Source organism: Acidimicrobiales bacterium (genome assembly GCA_036270875.1).
Classification (GTDB): Bacteria; Actinomycetota; Acidimicrobiia; order Acidimicrobiales; family AC-9; genus AC-9.
Genome location: DATBBR010000034.1, coordinates 1 through 18,779 on the forward strand (window position 1 = coordinate 1; position 18,779 = coordinate 18,779).

18 protein-coding genes are annotated in these 18,779 nt (G+C 69.5%); 9 read left to right on the forward strand and 9 right to left on the reverse strand.

Annotated features, from left to right (window positions below):
* The 3 genes from VH112_03735 to VH112_03745 all read left to right on the forward strand — a co-directional run.
* The coding region (locus VH112_03735) for an SH3 domain-containing protein (protein ID HEX4539331.1) at positions 1 to 378 on the forward strand (378 nt) is incomplete at its 5' end.
* 119 nt (positions 379 to 497) lie between these two features.
* Positions 498 to 1,832, forward strand: a complete 1,335-nt coding sequence (locus tag VH112_03740) for an adenylate/guanylate cyclase domain-containing protein (GenBank protein ID HEX4539332.1) — start codon at positions 498 to 500, stop codon at positions 1,830 to 1,832.
* A 267-nt stretch (positions 1,833 to 2,099) separates the two neighbouring features.
* Positions 2,100 to 3,476 carry an FAD-binding oxidoreductase gene (locus VH112_03745; GenBank protein ID HEX4539333.1) on the forward strand — a complete coding sequence of 459 codons (1,377 nt, stop codon included), beginning with the start codon at positions 2,100 to 2,102 and terminating at the stop codon, positions 3,474 to 3,476.
* A 689-nt stretch (positions 3,477 to 4,165) separates the two neighbouring features.
* On the opposite strand, the gene VH112_03750 is transcribed toward VH112_03745, so the two are convergent.
* Both VH112_03750 and VH112_03755 read right to left on the reverse strand, forming a co-directional pair.
* Positions 4,166 to 4,789: a cytochrome b/b6 domain-containing protein gene (locus VH112_03750; GenBank protein HEX4539334.1), complete on the reverse strand. Its 624-nt coding sequence runs from the start codon at positions 4,787 to 4,789 to the stop codon at positions 4,166 to 4,168.
* Complete coding sequence (locus VH112_03755) at positions 4,773 to 5,489, reverse strand: molybdopterin-dependent oxidoreductase (protein HEX4539335.1); 717 nt, start codon at positions 5,487 to 5,489, stop codon at positions 4,773 to 4,775. Before VH112_03755 ends, VH112_03750 begins: the two co-directional genes overlap by 17 nt.
* A 163-nt stretch (positions 5,490 to 5,652) precedes the next feature.
* Between VH112_03755 and VH112_03760 the strand changes: the two genes are divergently transcribed.
* Both VH112_03760 and VH112_03765 read left to right on the forward strand, forming a co-directional pair.
* The gene (locus VH112_03760) at positions 5,653 to 6,663 is read left to right on the forward strand and encodes a M23 family metallopeptidase (GenBank protein ID HEX4539336.1); all 1,011 of its coding nucleotides are present in this window, start codon (positions 5,653 to 5,655) and stop codon (positions 6,661 to 6,663) included.
* Positions 6,664 to 6,708: 45 nt separating this feature from the next.
* Positions 6,709 to 7,605: an A/G-specific adenine glycosylase gene (locus tag VH112_03765; GenBank protein HEX4539337.1), complete on the forward strand. Its 897-nt coding sequence runs from the start codon at positions 6,709 to 6,711 to the stop codon at positions 7,603 to 7,605.
* Positions 7,606 to 7,653: 48 nt separating this feature from the next.
* Here VH112_03765 and VH112_03770 read toward each other — a convergent pair whose 3' ends face one another.
* Together VH112_03770 and VH112_03775 are read right to left on the reverse strand one after the other, a co-directional pair.
* Positions 7,654 to 8,778 (reverse strand): HoxN/HupN/NixA family nickel/cobalt transporter, encoded by a 1,125-nt coding sequence (locus VH112_03770; protein ID HEX4539338.1) that lies wholly within the window; start codon positions 8,776 to 8,778, stop codon positions 7,654 to 7,656.
* Between the two features lie 75 nt (positions 8,779 to 8,853).
* Positions 8,854 to 9,609: a DUF427 domain-containing protein gene (locus tag VH112_03775; protein ID HEX4539339.1), complete on the reverse strand. Its 756-nt coding sequence runs from the start codon at positions 9,607 to 9,609 to the stop codon at positions 8,854 to 8,856.
* Between the two features lie 131 nt (positions 9,610 to 9,740).
* Between VH112_03775 and VH112_03780 the strand changes: the two genes are divergently transcribed.
* Positions 9,741 to 11,129 carry an amidase family protein gene (locus VH112_03780; GenBank protein HEX4539340.1) on the forward strand — a complete coding sequence of 463 codons (1,389 nt, stop codon included), beginning with the start codon at positions 9,741 to 9,743 and terminating at the stop codon, positions 11,127 to 11,129.
* Positions 11,130 to 11,133: 4 nt separating this feature from the next.
* Positions 11,134 to 12,126, forward strand: a complete 993-nt coding sequence (locus VH112_03785; GenBank protein HEX4539341.1) for a Gfo/Idh/MocA family oxidoreductase — start codon at positions 11,134 to 11,136, stop codon at positions 12,124 to 12,126.
* A gap of 49 nt (positions 12,127 to 12,175) precedes the next feature.
* Here the strand turns inward: VH112_03785 and VH112_03790 are convergent, their stop codons facing one another.
* From VH112_03790 to VH112_03805, 4 genes are all read right to left on the reverse strand, one after another.
* Positions 12,176 to 12,532: a hypothetical protein gene (locus VH112_03790; protein HEX4539342.1), complete on the reverse strand. Its 357-nt coding sequence runs from the start codon at positions 12,530 to 12,532 to the stop codon at positions 12,176 to 12,178.
* A 218-nt stretch (positions 12,533 to 12,750) separates the two neighbouring features.
* Positions 12,751 to 13,365 carry an alpha/beta family hydrolase gene (locus VH112_03795; GenBank protein ID HEX4539343.1) on the reverse strand — a complete coding sequence of 205 codons (615 nt, stop codon included), beginning with the start codon at positions 13,363 to 13,365 and terminating at the stop codon, positions 12,751 to 12,753.
* 36 nt (positions 13,366 to 13,401) lie between these two features.
* Entirely contained in the window at positions 13,402 to 14,043 is a 642-nt protein-coding gene (locus tag VH112_03800) for a hypothetical protein (protein HEX4539344.1), read from the reverse strand.
* A gap of 334 nt (positions 14,044 to 14,377) precedes the next feature.
* Positions 14,378 to 15,604, reverse strand: coding sequence for an alpha-hydroxy acid oxidase (locus tag VH112_03805; GenBank protein HEX4539345.1), 1,227 nt, complete (start codon positions 15,602 to 15,604; stop codon positions 14,378 to 14,380).
* 87 nt (positions 15,605 to 15,691) lie between these two features.
* Between VH112_03805 and VH112_03810 the strand changes: the two genes are divergently transcribed.
* A complete protein-coding gene (locus tag VH112_03810) occupies positions 15,692 to 16,681 on the forward strand; it encodes an alpha/beta hydrolase (protein HEX4539346.1) in 990 nt (329 codons plus the stop codon).
* 163 nt (positions 16,682 to 16,844) lie between these two features.
* Here VH112_03810 and VH112_03815 read toward each other — a convergent pair whose 3' ends face one another.
* Positions 16,845 to 17,708, reverse strand: a complete 864-nt coding sequence (locus VH112_03815) for an LLM class F420-dependent oxidoreductase (protein HEX4539347.1) — start codon at positions 17,706 to 17,708, stop codon at positions 16,845 to 16,847.
* A gap of 88 nt (positions 17,709 to 17,796) precedes the next feature.
* On the opposite strand from VH112_03815, the gene VH112_03820 reads away from it, so the two are divergent.
* Positions 17,797 to 18,777, forward strand: a complete 981-nt coding sequence (locus tag VH112_03820; GenBank protein HEX4539348.1) for an aldo/keto reductase — start codon at positions 17,797 to 17,799, stop codon at positions 18,775 to 18,777.
* Positions 18,778 to 18,779: the final 2 nt, after the last annotated feature.

Here is an 18,779-nt window from a genome sequence, read left to right on the forward strand (position 1 = left end):
GTTCCTGAGGCCGCCGCCCGCACCCCTGCTGCCGGCACGCCGGCCGCCTCCCAGGCCCTGCCAGCCCAGGACGGAGCCCAGGACGAGCTGGCGCTCACCCAACCGGCAGCGCCGATCGATCAATCCTCTTCGGCGACCCAGCCGATGGCTCCGGTTACCTCCTGGAGCCCGACGCACCGCGCGCCGGAAAGGGGCATGGCGTGTTGGGCCGCTCCCGACCTCAGCAGTCCCGTCGTGGCCAGCCTCGACCCGGGAAGCGAGGTACAGGTGCTCGACCGCCAGGACCAGTGGGCCCATATCGCCTGCTCCAACGGCTGGACCACGTGGGTCGACGCCCGGCTCCTCGTGACCGACGGGACCGACGGGGTCGAGCAGTAGGTCGGTCGAAGACGACGAGTAGCTCTGTCGCTGCCGGGAATGCCAGGCCCTCAGCGGCCGGAGATGCGGCATCGTGTCCCTTCCCGGCGCCTCGCCGTCGACCCTGCTCAAATGGTCCCGTGGACCGGGCGCCGGAAACCCACTACGCCAAGACCGATGATGGGGTCCACATCGCCTACCAGGTCTTCGGCGACGGGCTCTTCGATCTGGTGGTGGTTCCAGGCTTCATTTCCCACCTCGAGCTGCAATGGGAGGACGAAGCCATCGCCCGGGACCTTCGCCGGCTCGGGTCGTTCTCCAGGGTGATCATGTTCGACAAGCGCGGCACCGGCATGTCCGACCGAACCGGGCGACTCCCCGACATCGACCGCCGCATGCTCGACATCGAAGCGGTCATGCAGGCGGCCGACTCCGAGCACGCCGCCCTTCTCGCCGTGTCGGAGGGCGGCCCCATGGCCCTTCTCTTCGCCGCAGCCCATCCCGGGCGGACACGGGCGCTGGTCCTGCTAGGTGCGTACGCCCGCCTAACGGCATGTCCTGACTACGAGATCGGGATGCCGACCGAGCTGGTCTATCAGTTCGCCCAATACCTCGAGCCCCGCTGGGGAACCGGCGTCGGTCTTGCCGCTTGGGCCCCGAGCGTCGCCCACGACCCGGCGGCGCGGGAGTCCTTCGCCCGTCTGCAGCGATTGGCCGCGAGTCCGGGAGCGGCCGTGGCTCTGATGAGCTCGTACCTGGACATCGACGTCCGGCCCGCGCTTCCCTTGGTGAACGCACCGGTCCTCGTGATGCACCGCACCGCGGACCGCATGATCCCGTTCGTACATGGCCAATACTTGGCTGAGCACATCGACGGTGCTCGGCTGGTCGAGCTCCCGGGCACAGATCATTTCTGGTGGACCGAAGGCACCGGCCAGATCCTCGACGAGACCGAGGAGTTCCTCACCGGTGCCCGGTCGGTGCCCGAACCGGACCGGGTGCTGGCTAGTGTCCTCTTCACCGACATCGTCGATTCGACCCGCCGGGCAGCCGAGCTCGGAGACAGGTCGTGGAGGCTCCTGCTGAATCGGCACGACGCCCTCTCCGAGCGTCAGGTCGAGCGATACGGCGGTCGGCTCGTCAAGACGACCGGCGACGGCGTACTGGCGGTGTTCGACGGCCCGGCACGGTCCGTGAGGTGCGCCAGGGCTATCAGCGACGGCGCTCAGGCCCTGGGGCTGGAGGTACGAGCCGGTGTGCACACCGGCGAAGTCGAGTTGCGGGGAGACGACATCGCCGGCCTCGGGGTGAACATCGCCGCGCGAGTCGAGTCCTTGGCCCAGCCTGGTGAGGTCCTCGTCTCCCGGACCGTGACCGACCTGGTGGCGGGCTCGGGGCTCGACTTTGCTGATCGGGGAGAACACGACCTCAAGGGTGTGCCCGGACGCTGGCGGCTGTTCGCCGCGAGGGCTTGACTGCCGAACTTGCTCCTCGCGAGGCGACGTCGCGGCGCTAAGACGGTTCATCGCGAGTGGACGAGGCGACAGATTGCCGGATTGCCCAGACCCGTTTCACACCCAACGGTGCCTACTCGATCTTCTATCGGATCTTCCGCCTCGCCCCTCGTTGCCATGGGATGGCACCTGCCCGTCTTGAGCACTTACGTCTGGATTCGGCCATTGCCTCTCCCATCCCTGTGTGCAATGGTCGGCGTTACAGGGCGAGGGCAAGGGGGAATTGCGATGGGCGCGCCGGATATCGAAGCGTTGCGGGAGAGCGTTCGCGGCCAAGTCATCACGGCTGACAATGCCGAATATGACGAGGCACGCAGGGTGTACAACGGCATGATCGACTGTCATCCGCAGGTCGTCGTGTGCTGCGCCGACGTCGGCGATGTGCGCGCCGCGGTCACCCTGGCTGCGGACAGCGGCCTGGACCTGTCGGTGCGGGGAGGTGGGCACAGCGTTCCGGGCTTCGGCACCAACCACGGTGGGGTGGTCATCGACTTCTCATCGATGAGGGGCGTTCGGGTGGACCCGGCGACACAACGTGCCCGCGCCGAGCCCGGCTGCACCTGGGGCGACTTCAACCACGCCACGTACGCCTTCGGCCTGGCCACGACGGGAGGCATCGTCTCGACCACAGGGATTGCGGGCCTCACTCTCGGGGGCGGGATCGGCTATCTCGACCGCGGTTTCGGGCTGTCCTGCGACAATCTGGTGTCGGCCGACGTCGTGACTGCCGACGGCCGGTTTCTCGTCGCCAGCGAGAAAGAGAACGCGGACCTCTTCTGGGCCCTTCGCGGCGGCGGTGGGAACTTCGGGGTCATTACCTCGTTCGAGTACCAGCTGCACCCGGTCCAGGACATCTTCGCCGGCATCTTCTTCTATCCGCTCGACCGGACCCGCGACGTGCTCGAGTTCTACCGCGACTACATCACGGACGCTCCGGAGGAGATGGGAACGTTCCCCGCCTTCCAGATCGCCCCGCCCCTCCCGTTCATCCCCGAGCAGGAACACGGCAAGACGTTCTGCGCCATGGTGGCCTGCTGGGCCGGCCCCCTGGACAAGGGTGAGGAGGCGCTCGCTCCCATCCAAAAGGCCGCCCCGACAGTGGCCGAGATGGTGAGCCCGATGCCGTACCCCGCTCTCAACAGCGCCTTCGACCCGTTGCTACCGCCCGGTCTCCAGCACTACTGGAAGGCGTCGTTCGCCTCCGACCTGACCGACGGTGCCATCCAGGCCCACCTGGAGCACGGCCCGAAGGTCCCGGCGCTCAGCTCGACGATGCACATCTACCCGATCAACGGTGCCTGTCATCGGGTTCCCTCCGAGGCCACGGCCTTTGCCTACCGTGATGCGACCTTCGCCACCGTGATCGCCGGCATGTGGCCCGACCCAGCGGACAACGACAACAACATCCAGTGGGTCAAGGGTTACTACAAGGCTCTCGAGCCGCACTCGGCCCCGGGCGGCTACGTCAACTTCATGGCCGGAGACGACCAGGACCGCATCCGGGACAACTACAAGGGCAACTACGACCGCCTGGCGTCTATCAAGAAGCAGTACGACCCCGGCAACCTCTTTCGGATGAACCAGAACATCAGCCCGTCCGGTTGAGCAATCTCGCTGGCCCGCCGGGGACTGGCACACCCACCTCGCCTGTGCCTCGCGCCCGGTGTTCCGGACTTCGATCCACGGCAGCTCGTAGACCCAACCCCTAGACATCTTCCTCTCGACGTCTCACCACACGAGCAGGATTGACGCGACTCGAGGGTGAAGTCCTGACTTCCTGGTGTCTTGTCGTCCCTGCCCGGGAATAAGGGACCAGGAGCACGTCGTGGCTGACCGAGACGAGAGAGACAGGTGCCGGCGCATCGTAGGAGACATTCGGCCCTCGATCGACCACGGCTGGGGGTGGTCGGCCAGACAGGATCTGAAGCGGCGGCGACTGCTGGGCGCGGGCGGCTCACACCCGCACTGACGGCCTGCTCAGCAGATCTGGTCCCGCCCGAGGAGAGATGTTGGGCCGACATTCTCAACGGTCGGCAGTGCTCGGGAGTCGTAAGGGCCGAAGACCTTCTGGGGTTGTGCGAGCGGCACCTCCGCTTCTTCCGGAGCGAGACCCGCCCCTGGTGAGGTCGCACGACTCGGCATGCTCGGCCCCGGCCTGCGGGCGTTACCTCCGTTCCACCTCACGTCGAAAGTGGGCGGCGACCTGCGCGGGACGAGAGGCTCTTTCGACCAAAGGTGGAACACGACCAATGCACCATGAGCGACCATCCTGTGCGGCGGGTGGGTACATCGCCCTACTCGACCTCGAGCTCCTTCACCCACTGGGGGGCGTGCACCCTGGCCCAGCGCCTGGTGACCCACCCGCGGAACATCGACCGCAGCGCGTCTCGATGGGTCAGGGCGAAGCCGATGTGGCCGATCACCACGGCAAAGACGGCGAAGGCAATGAGGTCGTGGACGAAGGTGGCTCCGGTGCGCCAGTCGACGGGAAACGGCTTGTACCAGTGCATCACCGATCCCGTCGCCAGCATGGCGACGATCACGCCGCCGGTGAAGGCGGCGTTGAGCTTCTGGCCGGCGTTGAACTTGCCCGGCTCGACCACCGGATGACGACCGACGCTGCGTAGCCAGCGACGTTCATCCGGAGTCCAGAGGTTCAGCCGGCGCACGTCACGCCGGAGCCCGCGGCCCCACGGGCCGAGCAGGGACACCAGCAGCGGGACGGGAAGGGCCACCCCGGACCAGGAATGGATCTCCGCCAGGAGCGCCCGACGTCCCACCAGCTGGGCCACCGAGCCCACGTAGAGGGGGATTGCGGTGAGCATGAGGACGATGAACAGCAGGGCGAGGGACCAGTGGGCCAGCCGCTCGATGCGGTCGAAGCGGACCAGCCGCCGGTCGTCAGCTGGTCTGGGCATCGCTGCGGCCGTTGGAGTTGCCCACCCAGGCGTCGACGTCGTAGCCGTTTTCCTCCCAGAAGCCGGGCTCCACGCGGTCGACGACGCGGATGGCCGATAGCCACTTCAGCGATTTGTAGCCGTACATCGGTGCCACGTACAGGCGTACCGGCCCGCCGTGCTCGCTCGTCACCGGACCGCCGAGCATGCGGTCGGCGACGATGACGTCGGGTCGGGCCGCCTGGTCGAGGGTGAGGCTCTCGAAATCTGTGCCGTCGTAGGACTCGAAGGTGAGTGCCTTGGCCCCGGGTTGCACCCCCGCGGCCCGCAGGATCTCGGACAGGCGGACGCCGGCCCAGTGGACGTCAGGTACCCGCCACCCCGTCACGCACTGGAAGTCGCGAGCCAACTGGGTATGGGGCATCCCCTGCAGATCCGGGAACGTCAGCACCATCGGGCGGTCGACGAGGCCCTCGACCCGCAGGCGATACTGCGAGGTGGAGATCGACGGAAGGGACGACGAGACCGAGTAGATGCGAAAGCCGTCGGCGCCGGGCAGGATCGACGCCAGGCCGCCACCACCGCCCGTCAGCGGGCTGAGGGCGTCCCCGACGACCCGCTGGGCCTTCGACCCGAACACGATCCCCAGAACCCCGAGGCCGGCCATGCCCAGGAACACCCGCCTCCCGATGGCGACAGGCGCTCCCTCGTCCCGGCTCACCAGGCGAACTTAGAGCCCCGTCGGTGCGCAGTGGCGTCACCCCCCTGGGCCTGGCGCCGCTGGGCGCGTCGGCGCCGCTTGCTATCGAGCTAGTCAATTATCGAAATTTGCTTGATGCTGATTTGCATCTCGACACAGCGCCCCGGTAGCTTGCCGCTCCGTTGTGCATTCAGCTCTGAGGTTCACCCGCAGGGGTGCCGCGCTCGCCGTGGCGGCGGCGGCTGCTCTCAGCTACCCCCTCGCCCTGACGCCAAAACCTGCCGGGGCCGACGCCGCCGACCCCGGTGGCGCCGGGGTTCCGATCGGACCCCAGTCCCAGCTCGAGGCCATCGCCGGCCGCTACGAGGCCGCCAGCGCCAGAGTCAATGCGGTAGGCCTGCAACTGGCGGGAGCGTCGGCAGCGCTGGCCAAGACCGAGGCCCAGATCCCTGCCGCGCGTTCCCATCTGCGCCAGGACGTCGTGGACTCCTTCGTCGACGGGAGCGTGCCCCCGACGGCGGCCGCGCTTTCGAACGGTGGCACCGACGACTCGCTGGTGCGCACGGAGTACCTCAAGACGGTGACGGGCGACGCACGCGACGCATCCCGTCGCCTCGAGCAGGTCCGGTCGACGCTCAAGGCCCAGCAGGTGAGCCTCCAGGCGCAGGAGCAGGCGGCTGAGGCCGCTCTCGCCGACGCAGCCAGGGCCAGGGCGGCGCTGGAGTCGGCCGCCCAGGGGCCCCAGCCGGCCGTCGCCACGTCGGCAACGCCGTCGCCCCCACCGGCGACCGATGGTGGCGGTCTGCCGCTGCCCGTGCAGTACCTCAAGAACGGGACGGTCGACGACGGCGTCGACTACTCCGCTCCTGGCGGCACCCCGGAGTTCGCCATGGGACCGGGCGTCATCATCCGTGAGGGCATCGGCGGCTTCGGTCCCAACGCGCCCGTGCTGCAGATCACCAGTGGGCCCCTGGCCGGCCGGGCGGTGTACTACGGCCACGCCGGACCCGATCTCGTGCCCGTGGGCGCCACGGTGGCTCAGGGCCAGCAGATCACCATCGTCGGCTACGGGATCGTGGGCGAGTCGACCGGACCCCATCTCGAGGTCGGCTTCTACCCGGTCGGCCCCAACGGAGCAGGCGCACCCATGCTGCAGTACATCAACTCCGTCGTCGGGCACTCGACCGGCAGCTGACCGACGGCCGTCCTCTCGGCCCGTCGCTCGCTATCGTCGGGCCTCGTGAGCCTCGAGGCCGAGCTGTTGGCCTGGTCCGCGCAGTCGCGGCGTGACCTGCCCTGGCGACAGACCAGAGACCCGTGGGCCGTGCTGATCAGCGAGATGATGCTGCAGCAGACCCAGGTATCCAGGGTCGCGACCCGCTGGCCCGACTTCCTCGAGCGGTTTCCAACGCCCAAGGCGTGCGCAGCGGCCTCGGTCGGCGACGTCGTGCGGGCCTGGGCCGGTCTCGGCTACAACCGCCGGGCGGTGAGCCTCCATCGGACGGCCGTCGTCGTCGTGGAGCGTCACGACGGGCGCCTGCCGGGCGACCTCCCGTCGTTGCTGGCGCTGCCGGGCGTCGGACCCTACGTGGCGCGGGCGGTGCTCGCCTTCGCCCACGAGGCCGACGTCGGAGTCGTCGATACCAACGCGGCGCGGGTGTTGGCCCGGGCTGTGGCCGGCCCTCGCATCGACACCAGGGCCGAGGTGCAAGCGATGGCGGATGCGCTCGTTCCGGCCAACATGGGATGGGTGTGGAACCAGGCCATGCTCGACCTGGGCGCCCTGGTGTGCACCCGACGGCGGCCAGCCTGCGACCGCTGCCCGGTGGCGGGGCGGGCAGGCGAGGCGAGCAGCTCGTGCCGTTGGGAGGCCGCGGGCTGGCCGGATCCAGATCCCGCCGAGGGGTCAACTGGCGTCGGGCGGCCGCAGGGATCCTTCACGGGATCCGACCGCCAAGGTCGAGGACGGCTGGTTGCCGCGCTCCGGCGCTCGCCCGTCCCCGCCGCCGAGGTGGCGGCGGCCGCCGGCTGGTCGGCCGCCGAAGGGGAAGCCGGGCGCGCCCATCGCATTGCAGACTCGCTCGTGGCCGACGGACTGGCGGTGCTGGGGGCCGACGGCTGTCTTCGCCTCCCGTGACCTGGCCGCGAGCCGGTCATCAGGGGTGGGACGGGACGGTTGCAGCGGCTAGGGCGATCCCTCTCGGGCCAGCTCCGGCTGGCGCGCCCCCGCGCCCCGAGCCCTCGCCGCCGCGTCCTCCCAGCGGGCCTCGACGCGTCCGAAACGCCAGAGGGCCAGCGCCGCGATCCAGGTGACGACGAAGACCCCGACGATGAAGTAGCCGGCCTGGTTGATGTTGAAGTTGGCAGTGAGGTCCCAGACCCCGCCGGTGAGGCGGAGCTCGGTCCCGAGAATGGAGAGGAGCTCGACGGTCCCGATGAAGGTGGCCACGGCGACGGACAGGCCGGTGATGGTGAGGTTGTAGTACACCTTGCGAACGGGCCGGGAGAACGCCCACCCGTAGGCGAAGTTCATGAACGAGCCGTCGATCGTGTCGAGCAGCGACATGCCAGCGGCGAAGAGGATGGGCAGACAGAGGATGGCGTAGAACGGCAGGCCGCTCGCCACCGCCCCCCCGGCCATGACGAGCAGGGCGATCTCTGAGGCGGTGTCGAATCCGAGCCCGAAGAGGATGCCCATCGGGTACATCTTCCAGGGCGCGTCCACGCGTCGGGCCAGCGGCCCGAAGAACCGGTTCATCAGCCCGCGCGAGTCGAGCTGGCGTTCCAGCTCCTTGTCGTCGTAGCGGCCGCGGCGCATCTCGAGGAACACGCGGATGATCGACACGAGGATGACGACGTTCAGGATGGCGATGAGATAGAGGAATGCCCCCGAGACGCTGGTGCCGACGAGGCCCGTGTAGTGGTGGAGGGAGGAGGAGTCGTTCTGGACCTGGCTCTCCAGGGCCTTGATCCCGAAGTTCAGCAGCACGGCCAGGACGAACACGACGCTCGAGTGCCCGAGGGAGAAGAAGAACCCCACACTGAGGGGACGTTTGCCGTCGGCCATGAGCTTGCGGGTCGTATTGTCGATGGCCGAGATGTGATCGGCGTCGAAGGCGTGACGCAACCCGAGGGTGTAGGCGAGCACACCGGTGCCGAATCCGAAGGCCCTCGCCCCCAGGTGATAGTGACCGGGCAACACGACGAGGGCGAGGATGCCGAAGCCGAGGACGTGCAGGAGCAGAATGAACCCGGTCATGGCCCCCACCCGCCGCCACTCTGCCGGACGCAAGCGGTCTCGCACGGGCATCGCCGCGTAGCCTGTCTCAGATGCGAACTGGACGCAAGTACGTCCGGCTAGGAAGACCCAGCTCGGAAGAGCCCGCTAGGAGAAGATGCTGTGCGGCCGCTCCTGGCGCTCCCCATCGACGGAGATGTCGACCTTCTCGTTGTAGAAGCACGCCAGCCCGGCGATCCTGACGCTCTCGGCCACGGGAGCCCGGTAGATCCAGGCCAGGTCGGGCACCACCTGGCTGCCGGCTTCGACCGACCAGTAGCTGGCCGTGCCCTTGTAGGGGCAACGCGTGGTCGTGTCCGACGGGTGCAGCAGGTCCAAGCGAACGTCGACGAGAGGCAAGTAGTAACGGGTGGGCAGCCCCGTCTCGAACAGCAGCCGGGGCTGGTGGGAGTCGGCGACCTTCACACCGTTCACGATCACCTCGACGTGACGGGAGCTGGGCAGGATGTCGACCCGGGTGTGTGGGTCGCGTGGGTGGACGTACACCTCCTCGTCCTCCTCGAACCAGGCGTCCATGGCCTCCCAGTCGAAGCGGACGAGGCCACGGAGCTCCGCCAGCGGCGACTCCGGATAGGTCGACGCCGCGTCGGTGGCCTCCTTGCTGCCGCCCTTGACGCTGAAGTAGCTGGCCTCGCCCCGGCTGGGCGACTGCTCCCGGCGCTCGGTGGGCGTGAGCAGCTCCATGCGGACATCCTCCTCAGGGATGTAGTAAGCGGGGAAGTACGGCACTTCCCACACCAGCTTGGGCCGCACGGTGTCGGCGACCACCTCCCCGCCGAGGTAGGTCCGGACCCGCTTGGGCCCATCCTCGACTCGAACGCGACCTCTTGCCTCGGCCACCATGGGCATACCCCGTCGTCGGCAATACGTGCTGTCCCTTGGACCAACCGCCCTGGCTCCGTCACCATTCCGAGCCCGGCCTGTCGGGGCTCTCCGGGATGACCGGGGGTGAGGGTTGCTCGTAGGCTGCCGCCATGTCCGACGCACCGTGGGCGGCTGACGCCTGTTCCCTCATCGACGCCTATCGCTCCGGGGAGCGATCCCCCAAGGAGGAGCTCGAGGCGACGCTCGATGCCATCGCCGCCAGTGAGCTGAACGCCTTCAGCCATCTCGACGCCGAGGCGGCCCGCGAACGGGCGGGCGTGGCCGACGTGTCGGCGCCTCTCGGCGGGCTCGTCGTAGGGGTCAAGGAGCTCGATGCCGTCGCCGGCTGGCCGCTCACGGAGGCGTCACGGGCCTTCGCAGACCGAATCGCCGATCAGGACGCCACCGTCGTCACGCGACTGCGGGCGGGGGGAGCGGTTCTCGTCGGCCAGACCACGGCCAGCGAGTTCGGTGGGCTCAACGTGAGTGTGAGCCTCCTTCACGGAGTCACCCGCAACCCGTGGGATCTCACCAGGACGACGGGCGGCTCGTCGGCCGGCTCCTCGGCCGCCGTCGCCGGCGGGTTACTGCCCCTGGCCACGGGCGGCGACGGCGGCGGCTCGATCCGGATCCCGGCCGGCTTCTGCGGGCTCGTCGGCATGAAGGGAACGGCGGGGCGGATTCCGCGCGGACCGAAGACGGTCATCGGGCCGCTGACCGTGGTCCTCGGTTGCATGGCGAGATCCGTGCGCGACGTCGCCCGCTATTTCGACGTGTGCAACGGTCACGACGGCCGTGATCCGTACAGCCTGCCCCGCGTCGAGGGCTGGGAGCGCGACCTCGACCGGCACGATCTGACCGGCATGCGGGTGGCGATCGCTCCCACGCTCGGATCGGCGGTCGTGCGTCCGGAGGTCGAGGCGCTGGTCGTCGAGGCGGGCCAGGCGCTGGCTCGGGACGCCGGCCTCCGGGTGGTCGACGTCCCGGTTGAGCTCCCGAGCTCGGGCGCCGAGTGGGCTTTGGCCAATCTGGCCACCCTGGTGGGCGAGCTGGGCGACCGCTATCCCGACTGCCTGCCCGACCTGACCACGGAGATGGCGTTCGGGCTGCAGATGGCGTCCCAGGTGGTCAACCTCGACGTGGTCGCCAAGGCCGAGGTCAACCGCACCGCAGCCAACGAGGCGATGGCGGACGCGTTCGACCAGGTTGACTTCATCGTGTGCGCCACCAACCCCGACGTGGCCTACCCGGCCGACTGCACGCTCAATACCAAGGTCGGGGACCTGACCGTCGGCCCCGACAACAACGGCGCCCTGACAATCCCGGCGAACATCAGCGGCAACCCCGCCATCTCCATCCCGGCCGGGTTGATCGAGGGCTTGCCCGTCGGGATGCAGGTGATCGGCCGCCACCACGCCGACGCCCTGCTGCTCGACCTCGCTCGCGTCGTCGAGCGGGAACGACCCTGGCCGCTGGTGGCGCCGGGATCGCCTCGCTAGCGGCGTGGAGCCCCTCCGATTCGGTTGTCTCGGCGCCGCCCGCATCGTTCCCAACGCGCTCGTGAGCCCGGCGAAGGCCACGGCCGACGCCGACATCCGAGCCGTCGCCGCCCGCGATCCCTCGAGAGCGGCGGTGTTCGCCGAGCGCCACGGCATCCCGGTCGTCCACAAGACCTACGAGGCGCTCCTCGCCGACGACGATGTGGACGCCGTGTACAACCCGCTGCCCAACAGCCTCCACGGGAAGTGGACCCTCTTGGCGCTCGAGGCCGGAAAGCACGTGTTGTGCGAGAAGCCGTTCACCGCCAACGCTCCCGAGGCCGAGCGGGTGGCTGCGGCCGCCGAGAAGTCGGGTCGGGTCGTCATGGAAGCGTTCCACTGGCGGTACCACCCCTTGGCGGTCCAGGCGCTCGAGATCGTGCAGAGCGGCGAGCTGGGCGAGGTTCGCCGGGTGGAGGCGGCTCTTTGCTTTCCCCTCCTTCGACGCGACGACATCCGGTGGCAGCTCGACCTTGCCGGTGGTGCCCTGATGGATGCCGGCTGCTACCCGGTCCACATCGTTCGTACTCTGTCCGGGCGCGAGCCCACCGTCACCGGTGCCACGGCGCGGCTCCGCTCTCCGGGGGTCGATCGGTTCGTGCAGGCAGAGCTGGCCTTCGGCCCTCGCACGACCGGGCGGGTGACGACGTCGATGTGGTCGTCGAGCATCCTCAGATCCAGCGCCGCGGTCATCGGTGAACGGGGCAGGATGCACATCCTCAACCCGATCGGCCCCCAGGTATTCAACCTGCTGACCGTCAGGAGCGAGAACGGGACTCGGCGCCGGCGCGTCCGCGGCGGCTCGACCTACTCGTACCAGCTCGCCGCCTTCGTCGCTGCCGTGCGGCGATCCGTCCCTCCGCTCACGCCGCCGGCGGACAGCATCGCCAACATGGGGGTCATCGACGACATCTACCGGGCGGCCGGGTTGGAGCCCCGGCGGGGAGCGACGGACTAGCGGAGCTCGGGGCCGCTGCCGATCGAGCTGGCCAGCGGCCCCTCACGCATCACGGCAGTGGCGCCGCCTGACCAGGCACCGGCTGCGGACCGGGACCGTAGTCATAGGTGATATCGAGTGTCTGCTGCGGCAGGCTCGGCGTCGCCGTCGCCGGGTCCATCGTCGAGGGTGCGGGGAGGGCCGGATTCACGGGCGCCATGACCGGCGTGGTCACCGTTGGCGACACCGACGTACCGCGGGCAGGCGTGGGCGCGGACGGCACCGACGTGGCTCCCGCCCAGACGAGCAGCGCTACCAATCCGAGGCTGAACCTGAGGCCCCAGGACGAGTGCCAGACCCCTGCCGGCACTCTGCTCTGGTCGGCCGGCGCTTCCCCGCCCTGCTCTTCGCCTCGTTCACGCCTCACCCGCAGCTCCCCCGCAAGCGAACAGCGTTATCGGCTGTTCTTCCGGTATGTCGGGACCTCACTCACAACGAGATCCAGCTTGCCCCCGGCTACCGACAAGCGAAATGGGTAGAAGGGTCCATTTTCGGACCCTTGAGGGACTAGTCCGGTTGTGCCATCACACCGGCTTCCGGCGCCGCGGCCGCCCTTCGTCCCGCCGCCGCGCTAGGTGCTGCGGGTCACGCCCGTCGTGATCGCCGGGGTCGGACCGTGGGCACGAGGGTGCCCAGCCACTCGCCCACGGCCCCCGCCACTTCGGCGTCTCTTCGCCGAAGGCCGTGGTCGCCGCCGTCGATCCAGACGTGGGTGACGGGACCGGAGATGGCTGCCGCCGACGCCTCCAGCTCGTCGGGGCTGGCGAAGGCGTCGCGCGTGCCCGAGACGAACAGGCAGGGCACGCCGATGCTCGGGAAGTGCTCGTCGCGGAGGCGCTCCGGCCGGCCCGGCGGATGGAGCGGGTAGCTCACCAGCACGAGGGCTGCCGCCGGCTGCCCCTCGGCCGCCGCCAACGAGCACATGCGGCCGCCGAGGGATCGTCCGCCGAGCGCGATCCGCTCCCGGCCGACGCCGGCCCGCTCGGCGAGCCCCGCCGCGGCATCGACGATGGTGGCCACCAGCACCCGAGGAGAGTCCGGGCTGCGCCGCCCGGCCAGACGGTACGGAAAGTCCACCCGCTCGACCAGCAAGCCCAGCGCCGTGGCGGCGCCGTCGATGGCCACGAGCGCTGGCTGGTCCCGCCCGGCGCTGGCGCCGGGGGTCAGCACGATGCCGGCGGGACCGCTACCGCTCGGCATGGTGGACGAGAGGACGGCCGCCGAGGGGCTGCTGGCTCAGGAGACCTGCACCAGGCCGTCGAGCGACCGCCGGAGCCCGGCGAGCTCCTCGAGTGTCGCCTGTTGCTGGTCTTCGAGACGAGCCAGCTCCCGGCGCACCTCGGATATCGGACCCTCGGCCCGCTGCCAGACGGCGCGTGCGCGTTCGGCCGCCTCCGCCCTGCCCTCCTCGATGTGGCGTTCGGCCTGGCGCCGCACCGCTTGCGTCGAGGGCGTCGCCTTCTCCTGGTGCCGCCTGGCCTCGGCCGCGATCTCGTCGGCCTTGGTCCGGGCTGCCTGTCTCAGCTGAGTTGCGTCGCGTTCGGCGCCCTCCTTGTCCGCTCGGGCCTCGGCCTGGACGGTGGTCCGGAGCTCGTCGGCCGCCTCCCACGCCCGGCCCAGCACAGTGTCGGCCCGCTCGGTCAGCACCTGCACCGACCGCGGGGGCTCACCGGAGCGATCCTCGAGCTCGGACAGCCTGCCCTCCAAGGCCGCGGCGCGGCGGTCCGCCTCGGCCAGCTTCTCCTGGGCGCCGTCCATATGAGCCTGGGCCTCGCCCGCCCAGCGCTCGCACGCCTCCATGATCGCGTCCACCTGACCTCGGTCGTAGCCCCGCATCACCACGGCGAAGCGGGACCGTTCGAAGGTGCTTTCGTTCATCGCTCTCCGTCGTCCTCGTGTGTGTCGCCTAGCGACTCGCGTCCCAGCCGGGCAGCCCCGAGCGCCTCGCACGAAGATTGCTGCATACCGCGCACCGCCAGCCCACCGCGACTGCTGGCTCTACCGTAGCGGCCCTCGTGCGCCTGACGGTGAGGTTTGCCGGACCTGTCAGGTGGGAAAAACAACTGGCCCGATGCAGAGTTTGCGTGTGGGCCCCAGTAGGCCACGCGTACGTCGGTTGGGGGGTGGTCGGGTAGTCACGGGCCCGGCCGCCCTGCACCCAGCTCGCTTGGGATGTGACGCGAGCGGAAGGTGCTTCGAGCACCGGGCCGGTTCAGTCGGGGGTCGCCGATGGGGAGACGGTGACCAGATCACGTCCGAGGGCGGCGATCGACTCGGCTCCAACCAGTGCCATCGTTCGCCGTACGTCGGTGTCGAGGAGCGAGAGCACGTGGGCGACACCACGCTCGCCGCCGGCGGCCAGACCGTACAGATAGGCCCGGCCGGCCATGCAGGCGCGGGCACCGAGGCACACGGCCTTGACGATGTCGCTGCCGCGGCGAACGCCGCCATCGCACATGACCTCGAGTCGGTCGCCCACCGCCTCGGCGACGGGCGCGACCAGGTCGAGCGGGGCGGGCGCGTCGTCGAGCTGGCGGCCGCCATGGTTCGAGAGGGCGATGGCCTCGACGCCCGAGCTGGCGGCGATGCGGGCGTCCTCCACGGTCTGGATGCCCTTGATGACGATCGGGCCGCTCCAGGCCGTCCGCATCCATTCGACGTCGTCCCAGCACAGCCCGGGGTCGAACTGGGAGTTGATGTAATCGGCGAGGGATGCTGCCGTCGCCCCGTCGCCGACCTCGCGTCCGGCGACGTTGGCAAAGCGGATGGGCTCGCCGCGCAGCAGTCCCCAGGTCCAGGCGGGGTGGATGGCGCCGTCGACGATGGTGTCGAGCCCGGCCTTCGGCGGGAGCGTGAAGCCGCGCCTGACGTCGCGCTCGCGTCGCCCCAGCACCGCGGTGTCGACGGTGAGCACGATGGCCTCGTAGCGCGCCTCGGCGGCCCGGTCGAGCATCTCCTTGACCAGACCGCGATCGCGCCAGGCGTAGACCTGGAACCACTTGGGGCCGCGACGGGCCGCTGCGACCTCCTCGATCGACCGGGTGCTGAGCGTGGACAGGGTGTATGGGACTCCGGCCTCGGCGGCGGCGCGGGCCACCGCGAGCTCACCGGCCGGGTCGGCGATACGGCTGAACCCGGTCGGTGCCAGGACGAGCGGGATCGGTATGGGCCGGCCGAGCAGGATGGTAGATGGGTCGACCGCGGCGACGTTGCGAAGCACGCGGGGCCGGAAGGTGGTTCGGGTGAAGGCGCGGCGGTTGGCTCCGAGGGTGCGCTCGTCCTCTGCGCCGCCGTCGATGTAGTCGAACACCCCTCGTGGGAGTCGCCGACGGGCGATACGGCGGAGATCGTCGACGCACGCCGCCCGGGCGAGCCGCCGCTGAACGCGGTCGCGGTCCACGGGGCGGAACCTGAGCACCGACCGGAGACTCTCGAGCATGTCGGCGCCGAGCTTAGGGACTCCCCGCACCGATCCGCACCGACCTCCGGTTGTACCCAGCATCGTCAGCTCGGCGAAGATGGTGGCATGACATCAGCCGAGGAGTACGCCTGCTTTCCCAAGGACCGGTTCATCACGACCACGGACGGGACACCGATCGCCTACACCGTCGTCGGGGACGGGGCCCTCTCGTCGGGCCGGTCTCAGGGGCCGGCCAAGGTGCCGATCCTCTTTGTCAACGGGTGGAGCTGCACGGACACGTATTGGTCCGTCATCGCGCCGGCCGTGATCGAGTCAGGCCACACGGCCGTGCTCGTGGACACGAGGGGGCACGGCCAGTCGGGTTTGCCCCGCCCACCTGGCTACAACTCGCACGCCCTCCGTCCCGAGGACGTCTCGGTCGAGCGGGTGGCCGCTGACTTCCTCGAGGTTCTCGACGACGCGGGCATCGAGGTGGCGGCGCTGGTCGGGCACTCGATCGGCGTCCAGCTGATCTTCGAGATCTACCGTCAGGCACCCGATCGGGTCGCCGCCCTCCTGCCGGTGGCGGGCACATTCGAGAACCCGGTGCAGACCTTTGCCGACCAGCCGGTGATGGACCGGCTGTTCCCGATCGCCGACGTGCTGTTCCGGGTGCTGCCCTTCGGCTTCCTCCAACCGGTCGTCCGGCGTATCTCGGCGCCCGAGACGGCCCTGACCATGTTGCAGGCGATCAAGGTGGCGGGACCGAAGGTGACGGCCGAGCGCATCGGGCCGCACGTGACACAGATTGCTTCCATCGACTTCTCGGTGTTGTGGCGGATGATCGGAGGCTTTCGCAACCACCACGCAGTCGAGATGTTGCCGGGCGTGACCGCACCGACCTTGATCTTCGCCGGGGGCAGGGACTTCTTCGCCCCTCCGGTGGTTCAGCGCCGCATGCACGCGCTGATTCCCGACAGCGAGATCGTGTGGTTCGAGGAGGGTGGCCACATGCTTCCGGCGGAGGAGCCCGACAGCATCGCCGCCGGCATCGTCGACTTCCTTGTCCGACGGCCACCGCTTGCTGCTACCGCCGGTATCGGCGCACACGACTAGAACGACGCGGATGACCGACTTCCGCGTGGTGGCCACCGGCCTGCAGTTCCCCGAGGGACCTGTGGCCATGCGGATCGAAGCGTGCTCGTGGTCGAGATCAAGCGGGGCACACTGAGTCGGGTCCAGCCCGACGGCACCGTGGCGGTCGTGGCGAGCCGGGCCTTCACCGCCTGACGGCCCCGATGGCCGACTCGAGCGCGTCGAGGTGGTGGTCGACCGACGCCAGCCCCGCCCCCATGGTGTTGATCGAGAGGTGTGTGGCACCGGCGTCGGACCACCTCCCGGCCTGCTCGGCCAGCTTCTCGGCGCCCCCCTCGCCCCAGGTCACCCGCCCCTCCATGCCGAGGGTCTCAGGGTCCCGGCCGGCGTCGATGGCGGCCTGGTGGACGATGGCCCGAGCCTCCTCGAGGCCGTGGCCCGGGGGCACCTGCGGGAACCAGCCGTCGGCGAGCCGACCGGCACGCCGGTAGGCGGGGGGCGAGGCTGCGCCGAACCACACGGGGATCGGTCGCTGCCGCGGCAGCGGTGCCAGGCCGGCTCCGATCACCTTCTCGTAGGTGCCGTCGAAGGTCACGGTCTTCTCGGTCCACAGCCTGCGCAGGAGCTCGACCTGCTCGCCGACCCGCTTGCCCCGGTCGGCGAAGCTCTTGCCCAGCGCCTCGTACTCGACGGCGTTCCACCCGAGGCCGACGCCGAGGCGGAAATGACCGCGGCTGAGGAGGTCGACCTCGGCCGCCTGCTTGGCGACCAGGGCGGTCTGGCGCTGAGGGAGGATGATGATGCCGGTCACCAGCTCGAGCGAGGTGACCGCCGCCAGGTAGCCGAAGAGCACGAACGGCTCGTGGAACGTGGTGGTGACGTCGTAGGGACCTTGCCAGCCGCGGTGGACCGCGGGGTCGGCTCCGAGCACGTGGTCATAGGTCAGGACGTGGGTGAAGCCGAGCTCCTCCGCCCGCTGGGCGTACCGGCGGACCACTTCCACGTCGGCGCCGATCTCGGTCTGGGGAAAGACAACTCCGATGTTCATGGCTCCTTTCTAGTGGGCCGTCGGGCCGCGGTGGAGATAGGGTCGAACTGCCGGGCCAGAGGACGCCTGGACGACTGCGAGGTGCTCGATGAGGTACGCGAATCTCGGGGCGACGGGTCTGCGGGTGTCACGGGTTTGCTTGGGCATGATGGGGTTCGGGAACGACAGCGACCGCCCCTGGGTGATCGACGAGGACGCCGCCGACCCGATCGTGCGGACCGCGATCGACGGGGGTGTGAACTTCTTCGACACCGCCGACACCTACTCGAACGGGGCCAGCGAGGTCGCCACCGGGCGGCTCGTGGGGAAGTACCTGAGCCGGGACGAGGCGGTCATCGCCACGAAGGTGTTCATGCCCATGACCCCGGGCGAGAACGGCGGTGGCCTCTCTCGCAAGCACATCCTGTCGGCCATCGACGCGTCGCTTCGACGCCTTGGCCTCGACTACGTCGATCTGTACCAGATCCACCGCTGGGATCCCCGGGTGCCCATAGAGGAGACGATGGAAGCTCTCCACGATGTCGTCCAGGCCGGGAAGGCCAGGTACATCGGCGCCAGCAGCATGTTCGCCTGGCAGTTCGCCAAGGCCCAGCACACAGCGGAGCGCCGAGGCTGGTCCAGGTTCGTGTCCATGCAGAACCACTACAACCTCATCTATCGCGAGGAGGAACGCGAGATGATTCCCCAGTGCCTCGATCAGGGGGTGGGGGTCATTCCCTGGAGCCCCCTCGCTCGGGGCGTGCTGGCCGGGACCCGGAGCCGCGAGGGCGAGAAGCGCACGACCCGGTCCGAGACCGACCCGTTCACCGACTATCTCTACAGCCAGCCCACCGACTTCGACGTGGTCGATCGGGTGGCGGAGATCGCCGGCGAGCGCGGCGTGCCCTCGGCCCAGGTCGCGCTGGCCTGGCTGCTCCACCGCCCCGGCGTGACGGCGCCGATCGTCGGCTCGACCAAGCTCAGCCACCTCGAGGACGCGCTGGCCGGCGAGCAGCTCGACCTGAGCGACAAGGAGATGCAACGGCTCGAGGAGCCCTACGTCGCGCACCCTGTGCTGGGCCACTTCTAGGC